This window comes from Streptomyces sp. NPDC020983, assembly GCF_044333485.1.
In the GTDB taxonomy this organism is placed as follows: Bacteria; Actinomycetota; Actinomycetes; order Streptomycetales; family Streptomycetaceae; genus Actinacidiphila.
In genome coordinates, this window is record NZ_JBIRRA010000002.1 from 235618 (window position 1) to 248135 (window position 12518).

Below are 12518 nucleotides of genomic sequence, written 5' to 3' on the forward strand. Positions count from 1 at the left end.
CGGTTCCTCGCGCCCCTGGGGGGTGCGGCTTGGGGTGGGCGGTTCGCCGTTCTGCCGGTGGGTGGTTGCTCGCGCCGTTCCTCGCGCCCCCGGGGTCATCCGGCGGGGCATCGCGCACTCGGTGCGTGGTTGGGGTCGGGTGCCACTCCGGGGGTACCTCCTCGGAATGCGCGTCTGACCTCTTCCGGTAGGTGGCGGGGAGGGGGTGCGCATTCCTGCGGGGGCACCCCCGGATCGTCCCCCTCCCGGCCCGGTGTGGCGGCTGCCTACCGGTGGGGGTGAACGTAGTTCGGGGACTGCGGTTCGCCCCCGACGGCGAATGCGCCCCACAGGTGGACCGTCAGCCGACGTCGAATCTGCACGGGTGGTGGGGGTGGGAACACCCCGCGCCGCCAGGCGCGGGCACCACCGCGGCGCGACAGCCGCCAACGCACCCCGGGCGGGCACCGCCCGAAGCGGCGCGCCGCCAGGCGCGGGCACCACCGCGGCGGGTAGCCGCAAGCCCACCCCGGGCGGGCACCGCCCGAAGCGCGTCCCCCGCGGCGGGGCAGCCGCAAGCCCCACCCCGGGCGGGCACCGCCCGAAGCGCGTCCCCCGCGGCGGGGCAGCCGCAAGCTCCACCGCAAGTGGCACCGTCAGGGCATGGCACCGCCAGGGCATGGCGCCGTCAGGGCGTGGCGCCGGGGGGAAACCGGGCGTTCATGCCGGGGGCGCCCGGCGGAAAGGCGCCGCTCGCCGGGGGGCGGCACAGTGCGGGCATGGCCACCTCTTCCCCCCGCGCCCGCCGCGGGCGCCTGCTCGTGACGTTGCTCGCCCTCGCCGGCGGAGCCGCGGTGGCGCCGGCGGCGCCGGCGAGCGCCGCGTCCAACGCGGTCCCGACCTACGAGGTCAAGATCGACCTCACGTCCTCCGCCCTGGACTCCTCGCACGCCCCGATCTCGGCGGTGAAGTCCGCGTTCGGGATCTCCGGTTCGCCCAAGGCCCGTTCCTACGAGTATTTCGACACCTCCGGGCTGGCCCTGAACGCCGAGGGCTGGGACGTACGGCTGCGCCACAAGTCCGGCAAGGACTTCGAGGAGTCGTACAAGAAGCGCTTCCCGGTGACCGGGGGTGACATCGATGCGGCTCTCGACGCCGCGAACGCCGCGGGGTTCGACAGCAGCGACGGCAACTACGACGCCGAGGTGGACTGGGGCTACTCCAAGCAGACGCTGAGCTTCAGCGACGAGAAGAGCCACAGCGGCAGCGGCTACTCCGGCACGTCGATGCCCTCCGCGAGCACGGGCCTGTCGTGGCTGGTGAACGAGATCCCGGGCAAGCTGGAGGACTGGAAGTCGTCGAACTGGGGCAAGGACACGCTCCGGTCGTCGGTCGCGCACGGTCCCGTCACCTCGCAGGTGTGGGAGGGCGCCTGGGAGTCCTCGGACGACGCGAGCATCGAGGTGCTGCCGGTGAGGGACGCGGCGGGTACGGGTACGGAGTACGTCGTCGAGGTCTCGTTCAAGGTGGACGACTACGCCGACGCCGCCCGGTTGCACGCCGACGCCGTCTCCGTGGCCGACGCGCACGGCTGGCTCTACCACGGCGACATCCTCAAGACGCAGACGATCCTCGACCGCTACTGAGGGCGACAGGGCGGCCCCGCCCCGGGCCCCGCCGACCGGGTCCGGGGGCGGGACCGCCGTCCCTGGGCCCTATCCGGGCGCGCCGACCAGCGCCCGCCACCGGGTCGCCCGCAGCCGGGCGACGAGGGGGGCGGCGCGGCGGGAGGCGAGGGCGAGCGGCCACGCGAGGAGTGCGCCCAGTGCGAGCGCGGCGAGGACGTCGTGCGGGTAGTGGACGCCGATCCACACCCGGGACGCGGCCATGAGCAGTGCGACGGGCACGGCGGCGAGCCCGGCCCGGCGCCGGGCGAGCAGCAGTGCGACGGCGCAGGCCGCGGCGAGGGCGGAGTGGTTGCTCGGGAAGGCGTAGTCGCCGAGCCCGGGACAGGTCTCGACGGTCGCCGCGACGTGCAGGGTCCGGCAGGGCCGCTGTTCGGCGACGAGCGACTTCAGGCCGTCGTTGACGAGGAAGACGGCGATGACGACGAGCGGTACGCACAGCGCGGCCGCCATCCGCCGGTCGTCGTCGGCCCGCGCCCGCCACCACACGGTGAGCATCAGCGCGGCGAAGACGGCGATCCCGTAGTCGCTGAAGAGGCGGACGAGGTCGTCGAGCGGTGCCGGGGTGCGGTGGGCGAGGCCGACGACCCAGCGGTAGAGCCCGGCGTCGAAGGTGGCGGTCACACGTCCTCCCGGGACGGCCGGGCGGGGGTCCCCGCGGGCGGGTCGGCGGCGGCGCGGCGCCCGCGCAGCACCTCGCGGGCGAGCGGCGCGAGTGAGACGACGACGATCACGGCGACGATCGGCAGCAGGTAGGTGTCGACGTGCGGTACCGACGAGCCGAGCGCGTAGCCGCCGAGGACGAGCCCGGCGCTCCACACCGCGCCGCCCGCGACCTGCCAGACGGCGAACGTGCGGGCGGGTACGCCGAGCGCGCCGGCGAGCGGGTTGAGGACGGTGCGGACGACGGGCACGAAGCGCGCCAGGACGACGGCCTTGGCGTGCCCGTAGCGGTCGAGCAGTTCGGCGGCGCGGGCGGCGCCCTCGTGCAGCCGGCGGTTTCTGGTCCGGGCGAGGAGCGCGGGGCCCGCGCGCCGCCCGAGGGCGTAACCGGTCTGCGCGCCGAGCAGCGCGCCCGCGACGGCGGCGAGGAGCACCTGCCACAGGGTGAGGTGGACGCCGGAGCCGCCGGAGGCGCACAGCAGGCCCGCGGTGAAGAGCAGGGAGTCGCCGGGGAGGAAGAAGCCGACGAGCAGGCCCGTCTCGGCGAAGAGGACGACCGCGATGCCGAGGGCGCCGAAGGAGGAGAGCAGGGAGGTGGCGTCGAGGACGTTGACGGCGAGGGCGCCGCCGGCCTCGTGCGGGCCCGGCGCGGTGATCGGCAGGAGCATGACGGGGGCGCCCTCCCATAATGGGGTTCCGGGGCGCGGTGCGGCGCCCCGACGTCTACAGTCGAGTAGTCGGTCTACAGAACTGTAGACGAAACGAGCGGGAAGGAGCGATTCCATGCCGGAGGCGTATGGGGTCCGCGGGGCTCGTGACGAGTCCCCCGAACCCCGCGAGGCGCAGGCGGCCGCGGCCCGCCGACCGTCGGGTGAGCTGGAGGCGAGCGTGCTCGCCGCGCTGTGGGCGGCCGACGGCCGCGCACTGACCCCCGCCGACGTGCAGCGCGATCTCGTGGCCGCGCTCGGCGCCGACCTCGCCCGGACGACCGTCACGACGATCCTCGCCCGTCTCCACGACAAGGGCGCCGTCAGCCGCACCCGCGCCGGCCGCGGCTACGCCTACCTGCCCGCACAGGACCCGCCGGGCCTGGCCGCCCGCCGCATGCGCTCCGAGCTCGACAAGTCCGCCGCGGGTCAGCGCGGCACCGTCCTGGCCCGCTTCGTCTCCGAACTCGACCCGGCCGACGAGCGCCTCCTGCGCGAGCTGCTGGCGCAGGCCGGATCCTCCGACGCACCGGGCGGGGACGCGTGAGCCGCCCGCTCCCCGGCCACCGCGCGGGCGGGGCCGACTCCTGCGCGGTTCCGTGCGGCGCCGGGCGTGTCGTGCGGCCGGGGCGTCTGCCCGGGGCCGTTCCGCCGCGCCGCGCGCGCCGCAGCGGTGGAGGTGAGGTCCGGTGAACTACGCCGTCTGGCTGCCGCTCGTGCTGCCGCTGCTCGCCGCGCCCGCCGCCCGGCGGCTCGCGGAGGCGGTGGCGCCGCGCGCCGCCGCCTGGCTGCTCGCCGGATCGGCGGTCGCGCTCGCCGCGTGCAGCACGGCCGCGCTCGCGCTGCTCGCCGGGGCGGGGGCGCTGCGGCTGCCGCCCGTGGCGGCGCTCGGGCACCTCGTGCTGCCGGTCGTGGGGGACGAGGTGACGGTGCCCGCCGCGTGCGTCGCCGCCGGGCTGCTCGGCGCGGTCGGGGCGGCGCTGGCGCGTACGTACCGGCAGCGCGTGCGGACCGCCCTGCGGGCACGGCGCGCCGCCGAAGCCGCCGGGCCTGCGGGCGGGGACCTCACGGTGCTGGAGGACGACGGCCCCGACGCCTACGCGCTGCCCGGGCGCCCGGGGCGGGTCGTCGTCACGACGGGCATGCTGCGGGCGCTCGACCCGGCGGAGCGCGAGGTGCTGCTCGCCCACGAGCGGGCCCACCTCGCGGGGCGCCACCACCGCTTCCTGACCGCCCTCGCCTTCGCCGCCGCCTGCCACCCCGCGCTGCGGACGCTGCGGGCGCCGCTGTCCTACGCCCTCGAACGCTGGGCCGACGAGTCCGCGGCCGCCGCCGTGGGCGACCGCCGGGTCGCCGCCCGGGCCATCGGCCGCGCCGCGCTGGCCGCCCGCCCCACCACGGCCCGCCCCCGTACGGCCCTCCCCGCGGCCGCGGGCCCCGTCCCCCGCCGCGTCGCCGCCCTCCTGGCCCACCCCCGCGCCTGCCGCGCCCCCAGGACGGTCGCCACCGCCCTCGCCGCCTGCCTGGCCCTCTCCGCCGCCTGCGCCCTGGAGGCCGCCCACGACTTCCACGGCTCCATCGAGGCCGCCCAGGGGGAGCACACCGGCTGAGCCGGCCTGCTCGGGGACAATGTCCCGGTGGAGGACGTATTCGCGGCGGCGTACGCACGGGCCCTCGGGGGCGGTGAGGACGAGGTGGACGCGGCCGCGTCCGTGCTCGCGGCCGAGGAGGACTGGGACGGCGCCGCCGGGCGCCGCGCGGCCGAGGTCGTCGGCGGCTGCGCCCGGCGCGGCTGGGAGCCGCCGGATCTCGTACGGATGGCCGCGCGCGAGCTGGGCGCCCGGCACGAGCGGCTGGCGGCGGCGCTGACCACCGCGCCCGGCGGCTCCTGCGGCACCGCGCCCGGCGTCATGACCGGCTTCGCGCGCGGGGAGAAGCTCGACCGGTTCTCCGCCGCCGCCGTGTGCGTCGAACTGCTCCGGCTGTACGGGCGGCTGCCGCGCCTGCCCGCGCTCCAGCCGCCGGGGCCGGGGGCGGCGGCCCCGGGGACGGGGAAGATGCTCGCCCGCATCCGGGCACTGCTCGCGAAGGCGGAGTCGACCGGCTTCCCGGAGGAGGCCGAGGCGCTGTCGGCGAAGGCGCAGCACCTCATGGCGCGGCACAGCATCGACGCGGCGCTGCTCGGCGCGGCGGCCGGCGAGGGGCCGGGGACGCGGCGGATCGGGGTGGACCGGCCGTACGAGGGCGCGAAGGCACTGCTGCTGGACGCCGTCGCGGAGGCGAACCGCTGCCGGTCCGTGTGGTCGTCGGACTACGGCTTCGCGACCGTCGTCGGCCACACCGCCGACCTGGACGCCGCCGAGATGCTCTACACCTCGCTGCTCGTGCAGGCCGACCGCGCCCTCCACGCGGGCCGTGTCTCCCGCTCCCGCGACTTCCGCGAGTCCTTCCTCATCGCCTACGCGTCCCGTGTCCGCGCCCGCCTGACGGCCGCGACCGAGGCGGAGGAGTCGGCGGGCGCCGCGTCCGCCCCCGAGTTGCTCCCGGCACTGGCGTCCCGCGCCCTCGCGGTGGAGGACACCACCCGCCGCCTCTTCCCGTCCACGACGACCTCCCGGCTGCGCGCCCGGGACGCGGCGGGCTGGTCGGAGGGCGAGTCCGCGGCCGACCGTGCGAACCTGCGCGGCGGCCGGTGACACCGGGCGCGCCCGGCGTCCCGCAGGGCTGATCGCGCGGTCCTGCGCGGCAGCGGCCGGTCCCGACGCCCCGGGGCGTCAGCCCTCCAGCAGCGCGGCCAGGACCCGCGCGACGCGACGCGCCCGCGTCCCCGGCCTCTTCGCGCCCTCGACCGCCGCCACGTGCCTGCGCCTGCCGCCGGGCAGAGGCGGTCGTACGCGGCGCGGGCCGCCGGGTCCGCGTCCAGGGCGCGGGCGAGGTCGGGGGGCACGGTGACCGGCGGGGTTCGGCGGCCAGGACGAGCGAAGCCTCGACCTCGCCGCCGGTCGCCGCGCCCGCGGCCCTCCGGCCGGCCCGGCTGAAGCCCGGCAGGCAGCGGCCGCGCACGACCGCGACGCGGCTCGTCCACGTGCGGCCGCCCACGGTGACGGCGGCCCGCGGCCGCCTGCCCGCGCCGAGCGCCGTCACGACCTCCCCGGGGACCTCCAGCCCCCGCATCGGCTCCGGCGGCTCCACGCGCGCCCGGAAGTGCGCTTCGTCCCTCGCCTCCGGGTCCGCCGGCCCGGACGCGCCGGGCGTCCTCCGGGTCCGCCGTTCCGTGCCGGGCCGGGCGTCCTCCGGGTCCGCCGTTCCGTGCCGGGCCGGGCGTCCTCCGGGTCCGCCGTTCCGTCCCGCGCCGGGCGCTCCCGTTCCCGCCGGCCCGGACGCGCGCCGGCGTGCGCGTCCGGGCCGCGGGCTGCGGAAGACGCTCAGGAGGCGTACGTCGTGACCTTCCAGAGGTAGCCGTCGGGGTCGCTGAAGTAACCGAAGTAGCCGCCCCACTGTGCTTCGGCGGGCTCCCTGACCACGCTGCCGCCCGCCTCGGCGGCGGCGCGGACGAGTTCGTCCACCTCCGCCCTGGTGCCCGGGCTGACGTGGAAGGACGCCCCACGGAATCCGGACCCCGCGGAGGGGACGCCCGCGTCCGCCGCCGCGGCCTCCCACTCGTAGAGGGCGAGCTGCGGTGCGCCCTCGCCGAGCCGGAAGGAGACGAAGTGGCGGGTGTCCTTGTCGACGGCGCAGCCCAGACCCTCGGCGTAGAACTTCTTCGCGCGGTCCAGGTCCCGGACGCCCAGCATGAGGGCGCTCATGTGCAGTGGCACGGTTCTCTCCCGGTGATGGTGGTGGTACGGGCCGGGCCCGTCACGTCGGCGCGGTCGCGCCGGTCATACCGGTATGACAGGCGGAGCCGGAAGGACGTGACGGGATGGGGACGGCGGAGCAGTCCTGGGTGAGCGAGCGGTTCGCCGAGCACCAGGTGCGGCTGAGGAGGATGGCCCACCGGATGCTCGGGTCGGCGAGCGAGGCCGAGGACGCGGTGCAGGAGGCGTGGCTGCGGGTCAGCCGGGCCGACACCGGCAGCGTGGAGAACCCGGGCGGCTGGCTGACCACGATCGTGGCCCGGGTGTGCCTCGGCATGCTCGAGGCGCGCCGTGCCCGCCCCGAGGACGCGGCGGGGGCGATGCCGCCCGAACCCCGGGAGCCGCCGCGGCCGCTGCCCGGGACGGGCGGGGCCGACCCGGAGGAGGAGGCGCTGCTGGCCGATTCCGTCGGCGTCGCGCTGATGGTGGTGCTGGACACGCTGCGCCCCGTCGAACGGCTGGCGTTCGTGCTGCACGACGTCTTCGCCGTGCCCTTCGACGAGATCGGCGCCGCCATCGACCGCTCCCCGGCGGCGGCCCGCCAGCTCGCCAGCCGGGCCCGCCGCCGGGTGCGCGGTGCGGCCGGGGACCGGGCGCGGCCCGCGCACCCCGCCGAGCGGGAGGTCGTCGCGGCGTTCCTGGCCGCGGCCAGGGGCGGGGATTTCGGCGCGCTCCTCGACGTCCTCGACCCGGACGTGGTGGTGGGCGAGCTGCGCGGCGCGGACGCGGTCGCGGCCTTCTTCACGGGCCGCGCCCAGGCGGCCCGTCCGGCCCTGGTCGACGGCGTCCCGGCGGCCGTCTGGTCGCACCGCGGCCGGGCGCGGGCGGTCTTCGACTTCACGGTGGAGGACGGGCTGATCACGCGTATCGGCATCGACACGGGCGAGCGGCGGCTCGCGGAGGCCGAGGTCGTCTTCCTGCCCGCCCCGCGCGCGGGCGAGCCGGAGGCGGCGGTCGGCCGCGGCCGGTCGCCGCGGGCCACCGGGAGCGGCGTGTGAACGTGTGGTTCGCGGGGGCGGAGCTGGCCGTGCGCGACCTCGCCGAGGCGCTCGACTTCTACGGGGGCGTGCTCGGCTTCGGCGTGCGCGGGGACGGCGGGCCCGGCGGCGCGGTGAGCGTCGTCCCGCCGGCGCAGCCGGACGTCCGGATACGCCTCGTGCCGCCCGGCGCGGACGGGGGAGTCGCCGTGCACGACCGCCGGGTCGTCGACGCCCTGACGGCCGACGGACTGCTAGCCCGGGTCGCCTTCCGGACCGGCGACTGCGACGCCGTCTTCGGGCACCTCGTCGCGGCGGGGGCCGAGGTGATGCGCGAGCCCGCCGACCGGAGCGACGGGCTGCGCGACTGCGCGTTCCTCGACCCGTCGGGCAACATGCTCCGCTTCGTCGAGGACACGCGGTTCACTTCCGGCGGTGGACCCGGACCCCGCGCCCCGGGCGCCACACGCTGATGACCAGCTCCTCGCCCACCACCTGGGTGAGGACGGCCTCGTGCAGGTCCAGCCGGAAGGCGTGGAAGCCGCCGGGGGGTTCGCTGCCGGTGGTGTACGTCGCCCGCTCGGTGCCGGCGACCTCCACCGCCACCCCGGCGACCTTCGCGTCCCCGTCCCCGTCCCCGTACGGGTGGGCGTGTATCGCGCACCGCCCGTCGCGGAGCAGATCCCGCGCCTTGACCGCGTTCAGCATCGAGCCGAACGACAGGTCGGGGCCGCGGAAGTCGACCTCCGTACCGCTCACGCGCGGCGAACCGTCCCGCCGCAGGGTGGCCAGCACATGTGTCCGGCCCGCCCCGAACCGGACGCGGACGGCTGCCGCCAGCTCGGCCGCCTCTTCCTCGAACCGCTGCCATGTCGCCATGCCCGCAGTCTCGCAGGGGGCACTGACAACGCCCTTCCCCCTGTTGACGACCCTGCGGGCCCGTGCGAGGGTGAGCGGCGCACTTCCCCGACCTCCCCACGGCAAGGACCGAACGCCAATGGACCCGGCGAGCCGCACCGGCCGCCGCGCGCGCTGAGCACGGAGCGCAGCACCCCGCGACGGCGGCAGCACACCCTGCGCGCGTACGCGTACCCACGGCCCCGGACCCTTCCGCGCCCGTGCCGCGTACTGCGACGCGTTCCTGCCCTGCCTTCCCGCGCAGCACAGCGCGCACGATCCGTGAGGTCACCCGTCACCATGGACGACACCCAGGTCCAGCAGTTCGCCGTCACCCACCTGCGCCGCCGCCCCGCGGCCGTCGAAGCCGGCGGTTTCGTCGCGGGGTTCGACCCCGGCACCGACAGCCCCTACGTCAACTACGCCACCCCGCTGCCCGGGGCCGAGCCGTCCGCGCGGGACGTCGCCGCCCTGGTCGCGGCCTTCCGCGAGCGCGGGCTGCTGCCGCGGCTGGAGTTCGTGCCGCAGGCGGCGCCCGCGGTCGCGACGGCCCTGCGGGCGGCGGGATTCCGCACCGAGGCCGTGCACGACTACCTCGTGTGCACGCCGCGCACGCTGGCCGTCCCGGCCTCCGGCGTGCACGTCGAGACCCCGTCCACGGACGCGGACTTCGCCGCGGTCGACGCGGCGCTCGCGGAGGCGTTCGGCGGCGCGTTCCCGCCCTCCCCCGAGGGGGCGCGGCGCCTGCGGCGCACGCAGGAGTCGGGCGGTGCGGTCCGCTTCGTGCGCCTGCCCGGCGGCACGGAGTGCGCGGGCGGCGGCTCCTGCTCGGCCCCCGCCGCGGGCACCGCCGAGCTCGCGGGCCTCGGCACGCGCCCCGCCCACCGTGGCCGCGGCATCGCCGCCGCGGTGACCGCCGCCCTGGCCGCGGCCCTGTTCGCGCGCGGCGCGTCCAGCGTGTGGCTGGAGTCCTCCGGTCCGGACGCCCGGCGCGTGTACGTCCGTACCGGTTTCCGCCCCGCCGGCACCCGCCTCTACGTCTCCCTCCCGGAGGGCACCGGCGTCCGCTAGCCTCCGCCCGTGAACGAGACGACGGCGGAGCGGGTGCTGGCCGGGCGGTGGGCGGCGTACGCGGCGCGGGCGGCGGCCGGGGACGGCACGGACCTGCGGGTCCGTGCCGTCCCCGCCCTCTCCGGTGAAGCCGGCTCCCACGAGGAGGCCGTCGCCCCCTTCGGCGCGGCCTGGCCGGGCCTGGCCGCGGGGCGGGAACGCCCCTGGGGCGCCGACCCGGACGAACTGGCGGCGCGCGTGCTCGCCGACGTCCGGGCGGCCGAGCAGCGCCGCCTGGCGGAGTACGCGCGCGACGCGGCGCGGGGGATCGCCGCCACCCGCCCCGCCTTCGCGCTCGGCCGCCCCCACCGCGCCGCCGAGACCGCGGATCTGCTCGCCCGCCGCGGCCTCACAGGCCTCTTCCCTTACGGGGCGGCCGAGTTGACCGCTGTCCTGACCTCCTGGGAGGAGCGCTTCGGCACCCGCCTGGTGGGCCTGGACCACGAGACGCTGATCCTCTCCGTCGCCGCCCCGCCCCGCACACCCCCCGAGGCGGAGCGCGTCGCGGCCGAGCACTTCGCCTTCTCCTGCGACACGGTCCTCCGGGACGGCGACGCGGCCCTCCGCGAATACGCCGCCAACCAGCTGGTGGCCGCCCGCACATGGCGCTTCTGGTGGGACTGAGCCGCGCTACGCGTCCGCGCCGAAGGGCAGCCCGCGCCGGAAGACGACGCGGGGGACCCCCGGCCCGTCGTGGTCGGCAACGGTCTCGGCGGTGAAGCCGAGGCTGCGGTGGAAGGCGATCGAGCCGGTGTTGCCCGGCGAGGTGACCGCCTTGAGCCGGCGGGCGCCGCGCGCCTCGGCCGCCGTGGCGAAGGCGGCCCAGAGGCGGCGGCCGAGGCCCGTGCCACGGGCGTCGTCGCGGGTGGCGACGAGGTGGACGTAACCGGTGCCGTCCGGGGTGACGAAGCCGACGAGGTAGCCGCGGATGCCGTCCGCGGCGCGGGCCGTGAGGCAGGTGCCGGGGAACTCCCGCACCAGGGCGGTGAGGTGGAGGGCGCGCAGGTCGCGTTCGCCCCAGTAGCGGTGGTGGTCGGCGAGGACCTGGTGGAGGTCCGCGACCGTCGCGGGAACGATGTCCGTATCCATGTCCCTGCCCTTCCCTTCCCTTGCCATGCTCGCGCGGGCTGTCGATCCGCAGGCCCGCACGGCCGCGCCCGTACCCCCGCGTCCGGGCCCGGACGGGCTCAGCCCGCGAGGACCTGCTCGCGCAGGATGTCGGCGTGCCCGCAGTGGTGGGCGAGCTCGCGCAGCACCTGGAGGTACACCCAGCGCAGCGTGCGCGGTCCCATGCGGTGGCCGGTGGCGGGCGTGTCCAGCGGCAGGCCGGCGACGATCGCGCGGGCCGTCGCGCAGGCCTCGCGGTGGGCAGCCGTCACGGACGCGACCGTGTCGCCGTCGTCGAGCCGGAAGGACTCGTCCGGCCCCAGGGCCAGGCCGAGTTCGCGCCGCGGGGTGCCGCCCACGCACTCCTCGAACCACACCCGCTGCATCCACGTCACGTGCTTGAGCAGCCCCAGCAGCGTCGTCGCCGACGGCACGAGCCTGCGCCGCGCCTGCTCCTCGGTCAGCCCGTCGAGGGTCGCCTCGATCGCTCTGCGGTAGTCCTCGACGAACGCGTCGAGCTGCGTGCGCTCGTCGTCCAGCGGCACGTCGAACGCGTTCATTCCCGTTCTCCCCTCATGCCGCGGGCCCCCGCGGCGACCGCGACGATCCTAGGACGCGGCAGCCCGGCCGCCCGCCCGGCACCCCGTCTCCCGCCGTACACGGCGGCAGCCCGCCGCCCGTCCGCTCAGCGCGTGTGCGACGGCTCCCAGACCGAGCAGTCGTGCGCGAACAGGACGCGCCGCGGGTCGAAGTCGGCGAGGCGGTCCAGCCAGGGGGCGTAGCCGGGGAGGGGCTGCTCCACGCCGTCCCGGCCGGCCTGGCGGGCGAGCTGGTCGGCGGCGAAGGAGGAGGCGAAGTCGTACGCCTGCCCGGCGAGGACCACCGTGCCGTCGTCCTGCCGGAGCACCAGCGACTGGTGCCCCGCGGTGTGGCCGGGCGTCGGGACGACCCACACCCCCGGGCGGATCTCCGCCTCGCCCTCCAGCTCCTCGTACGTCACGCCCGGGAAGTCGACCAGGGCGTCCACGGTGTGGCCGCCGCGCCGGGCGGTGGCCAGCTCGACGTCCTGGACCAGCACCGGCCGCCGGGCCAGCAGCGGATTGCCGCCGCAGTGGTCGAAGTGCAGATGGCAGTTCACGACGAGCGAGATGTCGTCGAGCCCGGCCCCGGCCGCCGCCAGGGCCTCCGGCAGGGCCCGCCGCCGGGGCCGGTAGTGCGCCTCGGTCTCCGGGCCCGCGTCGCCCATGCCGGTGTCGAAGAGGATGAGCCCGTCCTCGTGCCGGACGAGGTACGCGAGCACGGGCTCCACCCGCGGCTGCGGGCCGCCCGTCTCGGAGGCGGGCCGGACGAAGTACCCGAGGTCGAGCCGCCGTACGGCCACGTTCTTCCCCATCCGCCCATCCTGGCACGGCCCTTGCCGCGTCGCCCGGCGGAGGGCGCCGGCGGCGCGGCCGTCCGCGGCCGTCCGCGGCCGCACGCGGAGGGGCCGCTCACCGCGGACCGGAGACCCGGCGGCCGCCCGGCCACCGGCACCAC

The 12518-nt window shown here is 77.4% G+C and carries 15 protein-coding genes and 1 pseudogene; 8 read left to right on the forward strand and 8 right to left on the reverse strand.

The features are described 5' to 3' along the window. Positions 1 to 758 precede the first annotated feature (758 nt). A complete protein-coding gene (locus ACH4SE_RS04480) occupies positions 759 to 1625 on the forward strand; it encodes a hypothetical protein (protein ID WP_398541789.1) in 867 nt (288 codons plus the stop codon). Between the two features lie 69 nt (positions 1626 to 1694). Here the strand turns inward: ACH4SE_RS04480 and ACH4SE_RS04485 are convergent, their stop codons facing one another. Beyond that, a complete protein-coding gene (locus ACH4SE_RS04485) occupies positions 1695 to 2288 on the reverse strand; it encodes a phosphatase PAP2 family protein (RefSeq protein ID WP_398541790.1) in 594 nt (197 codons plus the stop codon). Next, a complete protein-coding gene (locus tag ACH4SE_RS04490) occupies positions 2285 to 2995 on the reverse strand; it encodes a DedA family protein (RefSeq protein ID WP_398541791.1) in 711 nt (236 codons plus the stop codon). Before ACH4SE_RS04490 ends, ACH4SE_RS04485 begins: the two co-directional genes overlap by 4 nt. Positions 2996 to 3110: 115 nt before the next feature. On the opposite strand from ACH4SE_RS04490, the gene ACH4SE_RS04495 reads away from it, so the two are divergent. The 3 genes from ACH4SE_RS04495 (at position 3111) to ACH4SE_RS04505 (ending at position 5730) form a co-directional block, all read left to right on the forward strand. Next, complete coding sequence (locus ACH4SE_RS04495) at positions 3111 to 3581, forward strand: BlaI/MecI/CopY family transcriptional regulator (protein WP_398541792.1); 471 nt, start codon at positions 3111 to 3113, stop codon at positions 3579 to 3581. A 142-nt stretch (positions 3582 to 3723) separates the two neighbouring features. Next, positions 3724 to 4644: a M56 family metallopeptidase gene (locus tag ACH4SE_RS04500; protein WP_398541793.1), complete on the forward strand. Its 921-nt coding sequence runs from the start codon at positions 3724 to 3726 to the stop codon at positions 4642 to 4644. A gap of 27 nt (positions 4645 to 4671) precedes the next feature. Continuing rightward, positions 4672 to 5730, forward strand: coding sequence for a DUF2786 domain-containing protein (locus ACH4SE_RS04505; protein ID WP_398541794.1), 1059 nt, complete (start codon positions 4672 to 4674; stop codon positions 5728 to 5730). A 343-nt stretch (positions 5731 to 6073) separates the two neighbouring features. Here ACH4SE_RS04505 and ACH4SE_RS04510 read toward each other — a convergent pair. Beyond that, positions 6074 to 6208 (reverse strand): annotated as a pseudogene (locus tag ACH4SE_RS04510) (hypothetical protein); the annotation flags it as partial. Positions 6209 to 6459: 251 nt separating this feature from the next. Next, positions 6460 to 6852, reverse strand: coding sequence for a VOC family protein (locus ACH4SE_RS04515; RefSeq protein WP_398541795.1), 393 nt, complete (start codon positions 6850 to 6852; stop codon positions 6460 to 6462). A gap of 104 nt (positions 6853 to 6956) precedes the next feature. On the opposite strand from ACH4SE_RS04515, the gene ACH4SE_RS04520 reads away from it, so the two are divergent. Next, a complete protein-coding gene (locus tag ACH4SE_RS04520) occupies positions 6957 to 7889 on the forward strand; it encodes a sigma factor (RefSeq protein ID WP_398541796.1) in 933 nt (310 codons plus the stop codon). Further along, the gene (locus tag ACH4SE_RS04525) at positions 7886 to 8341 is read left to right on the forward strand and encodes a VOC family protein (protein ID WP_398541797.1); all 456 of its coding nucleotides are present in this window, start codon (positions 7886 to 7888) and stop codon (positions 8339 to 8341) included. Before ACH4SE_RS04520 ends, ACH4SE_RS04525 begins: the two co-directional genes overlap by 4 nt. Here ACH4SE_RS04525 and ACH4SE_RS04530 read toward each other — a convergent pair. Then, on the reverse strand, positions 8292 to 8747 hold the full coding sequence (locus tag ACH4SE_RS04530) for a pyridoxamine 5'-phosphate oxidase family protein (RefSeq protein ID WP_398541798.1): 456 nt from the start codon (positions 8745 to 8747) through the stop codon (positions 8292 to 8294). The genes ACH4SE_RS04525 and ACH4SE_RS04530 overlap by 50 nt on opposite strands. Before the next feature lie 318 nt (positions 8748 to 9065). On the opposite strand from ACH4SE_RS04530, the gene ACH4SE_RS04535 reads away from it, so the two are divergent. Next, positions 9066 to 9836, forward strand: a complete 771-nt coding sequence (locus tag ACH4SE_RS04535; RefSeq protein WP_398541799.1) for a GNAT family N-acetyltransferase — start codon at positions 9066 to 9068, stop codon at positions 9834 to 9836. A 9-nt stretch (positions 9837 to 9845) separates the two neighbouring features. Then, complete coding sequence (locus ACH4SE_RS04540; protein WP_398541800.1) at positions 9846 to 10499, forward strand: DUF4253 domain-containing protein; 654 nt, start codon at positions 9846 to 9848, stop codon at positions 10497 to 10499. Between the two features lie 6 nt (positions 10500 to 10505). On the opposite strand, the gene ACH4SE_RS04545 is transcribed toward ACH4SE_RS04540, so the two are convergent. From ACH4SE_RS04545 to ACH4SE_RS04555, 3 genes are all read right to left on the reverse strand, one after another. Next, a complete protein-coding gene (locus ACH4SE_RS04545; RefSeq protein ID WP_398541801.1) occupies positions 10506 to 10964 on the reverse strand; it encodes a GNAT family N-acetyltransferase in 459 nt (152 codons plus the stop codon). Positions 10965 to 11062: 98 nt separating this feature from the next. Further along, positions 11063 to 11542, reverse strand: coding sequence for a DinB family protein (locus ACH4SE_RS04550; RefSeq protein ID WP_398541802.1), 480 nt, complete (start codon positions 11540 to 11542; stop codon positions 11063 to 11065). A gap of 125 nt (positions 11543 to 11667) precedes the next feature. After that, entirely contained in the window at positions 11668 to 12375 is a 708-nt protein-coding gene (locus ACH4SE_RS04555; protein WP_398541803.1) for an N-acyl homoserine lactonase family protein, read from the reverse strand. Between the last annotated feature and the right edge of the window lie 143 nt (positions 12376 to 12518).

Excerpts from the sequence above, each read along its gene's own strand:
- ACH4SE_RS04480 (WP_398541789.1), top strand. The coding sequence starts at position 759 with ATGGCCACCTCTTCCCCCCGCGCCCGCCGCGGGCGCCTGCTCGTGACG.
- ACH4SE_RS04490 (WP_398541791.1), bottom strand. The coding sequence starts at position 2,995 with ATGCTCCTGCCGATCACCGCGCCGGGCCCGCACGAGGCCGGCGGCGCC.
- ACH4SE_RS04495 (WP_398541792.1), top strand. The coding sequence starts at position 3,111 with ATGCCGGAGGCGTATGGGGTCCGCGGGGCTCGTGACGAGTCCCCCGAA.
- ACH4SE_RS04520 (WP_398541796.1), top strand. The coding sequence starts at position 6,957 with ATGGGGACGGCGGAGCAGTCCTGGGTGAGCGAGCGGTTCGCCGAGCAC.
- ACH4SE_RS04530 (WP_398541798.1), bottom strand. The coding sequence starts at position 8,747 with ATGGCGACATGGCAGCGGTTCGAGGAAGAGGCGGCCGAGCTGGCGGCA.
- ACH4SE_RS04535 (WP_398541799.1), top strand. The coding sequence starts at position 9,066 with ATGGACGACACCCAGGTCCAGCAGTTCGCCGTCACCCACCTGCGCCGC.
- ACH4SE_RS04545 (WP_398541801.1), bottom strand. The coding sequence starts at position 10,964 with ATGGATACGGACATCGTTCCCGCGACGGTCGCGGACCTCCACCAGGTC.
- ACH4SE_RS04550 (WP_398541802.1), bottom strand. The coding sequence starts at position 11,542 with ATGAACGCGTTCGACGTGCCGCTGGACGACGAGCGCACGCAGCTCGAC.
- ACH4SE_RS04555 (WP_398541803.1), bottom strand. The coding sequence starts at position 12,375 with ATGGGGAAGAACGTGGCCGTACGGCGGCTCGACCTCGGGTACTTCGTC.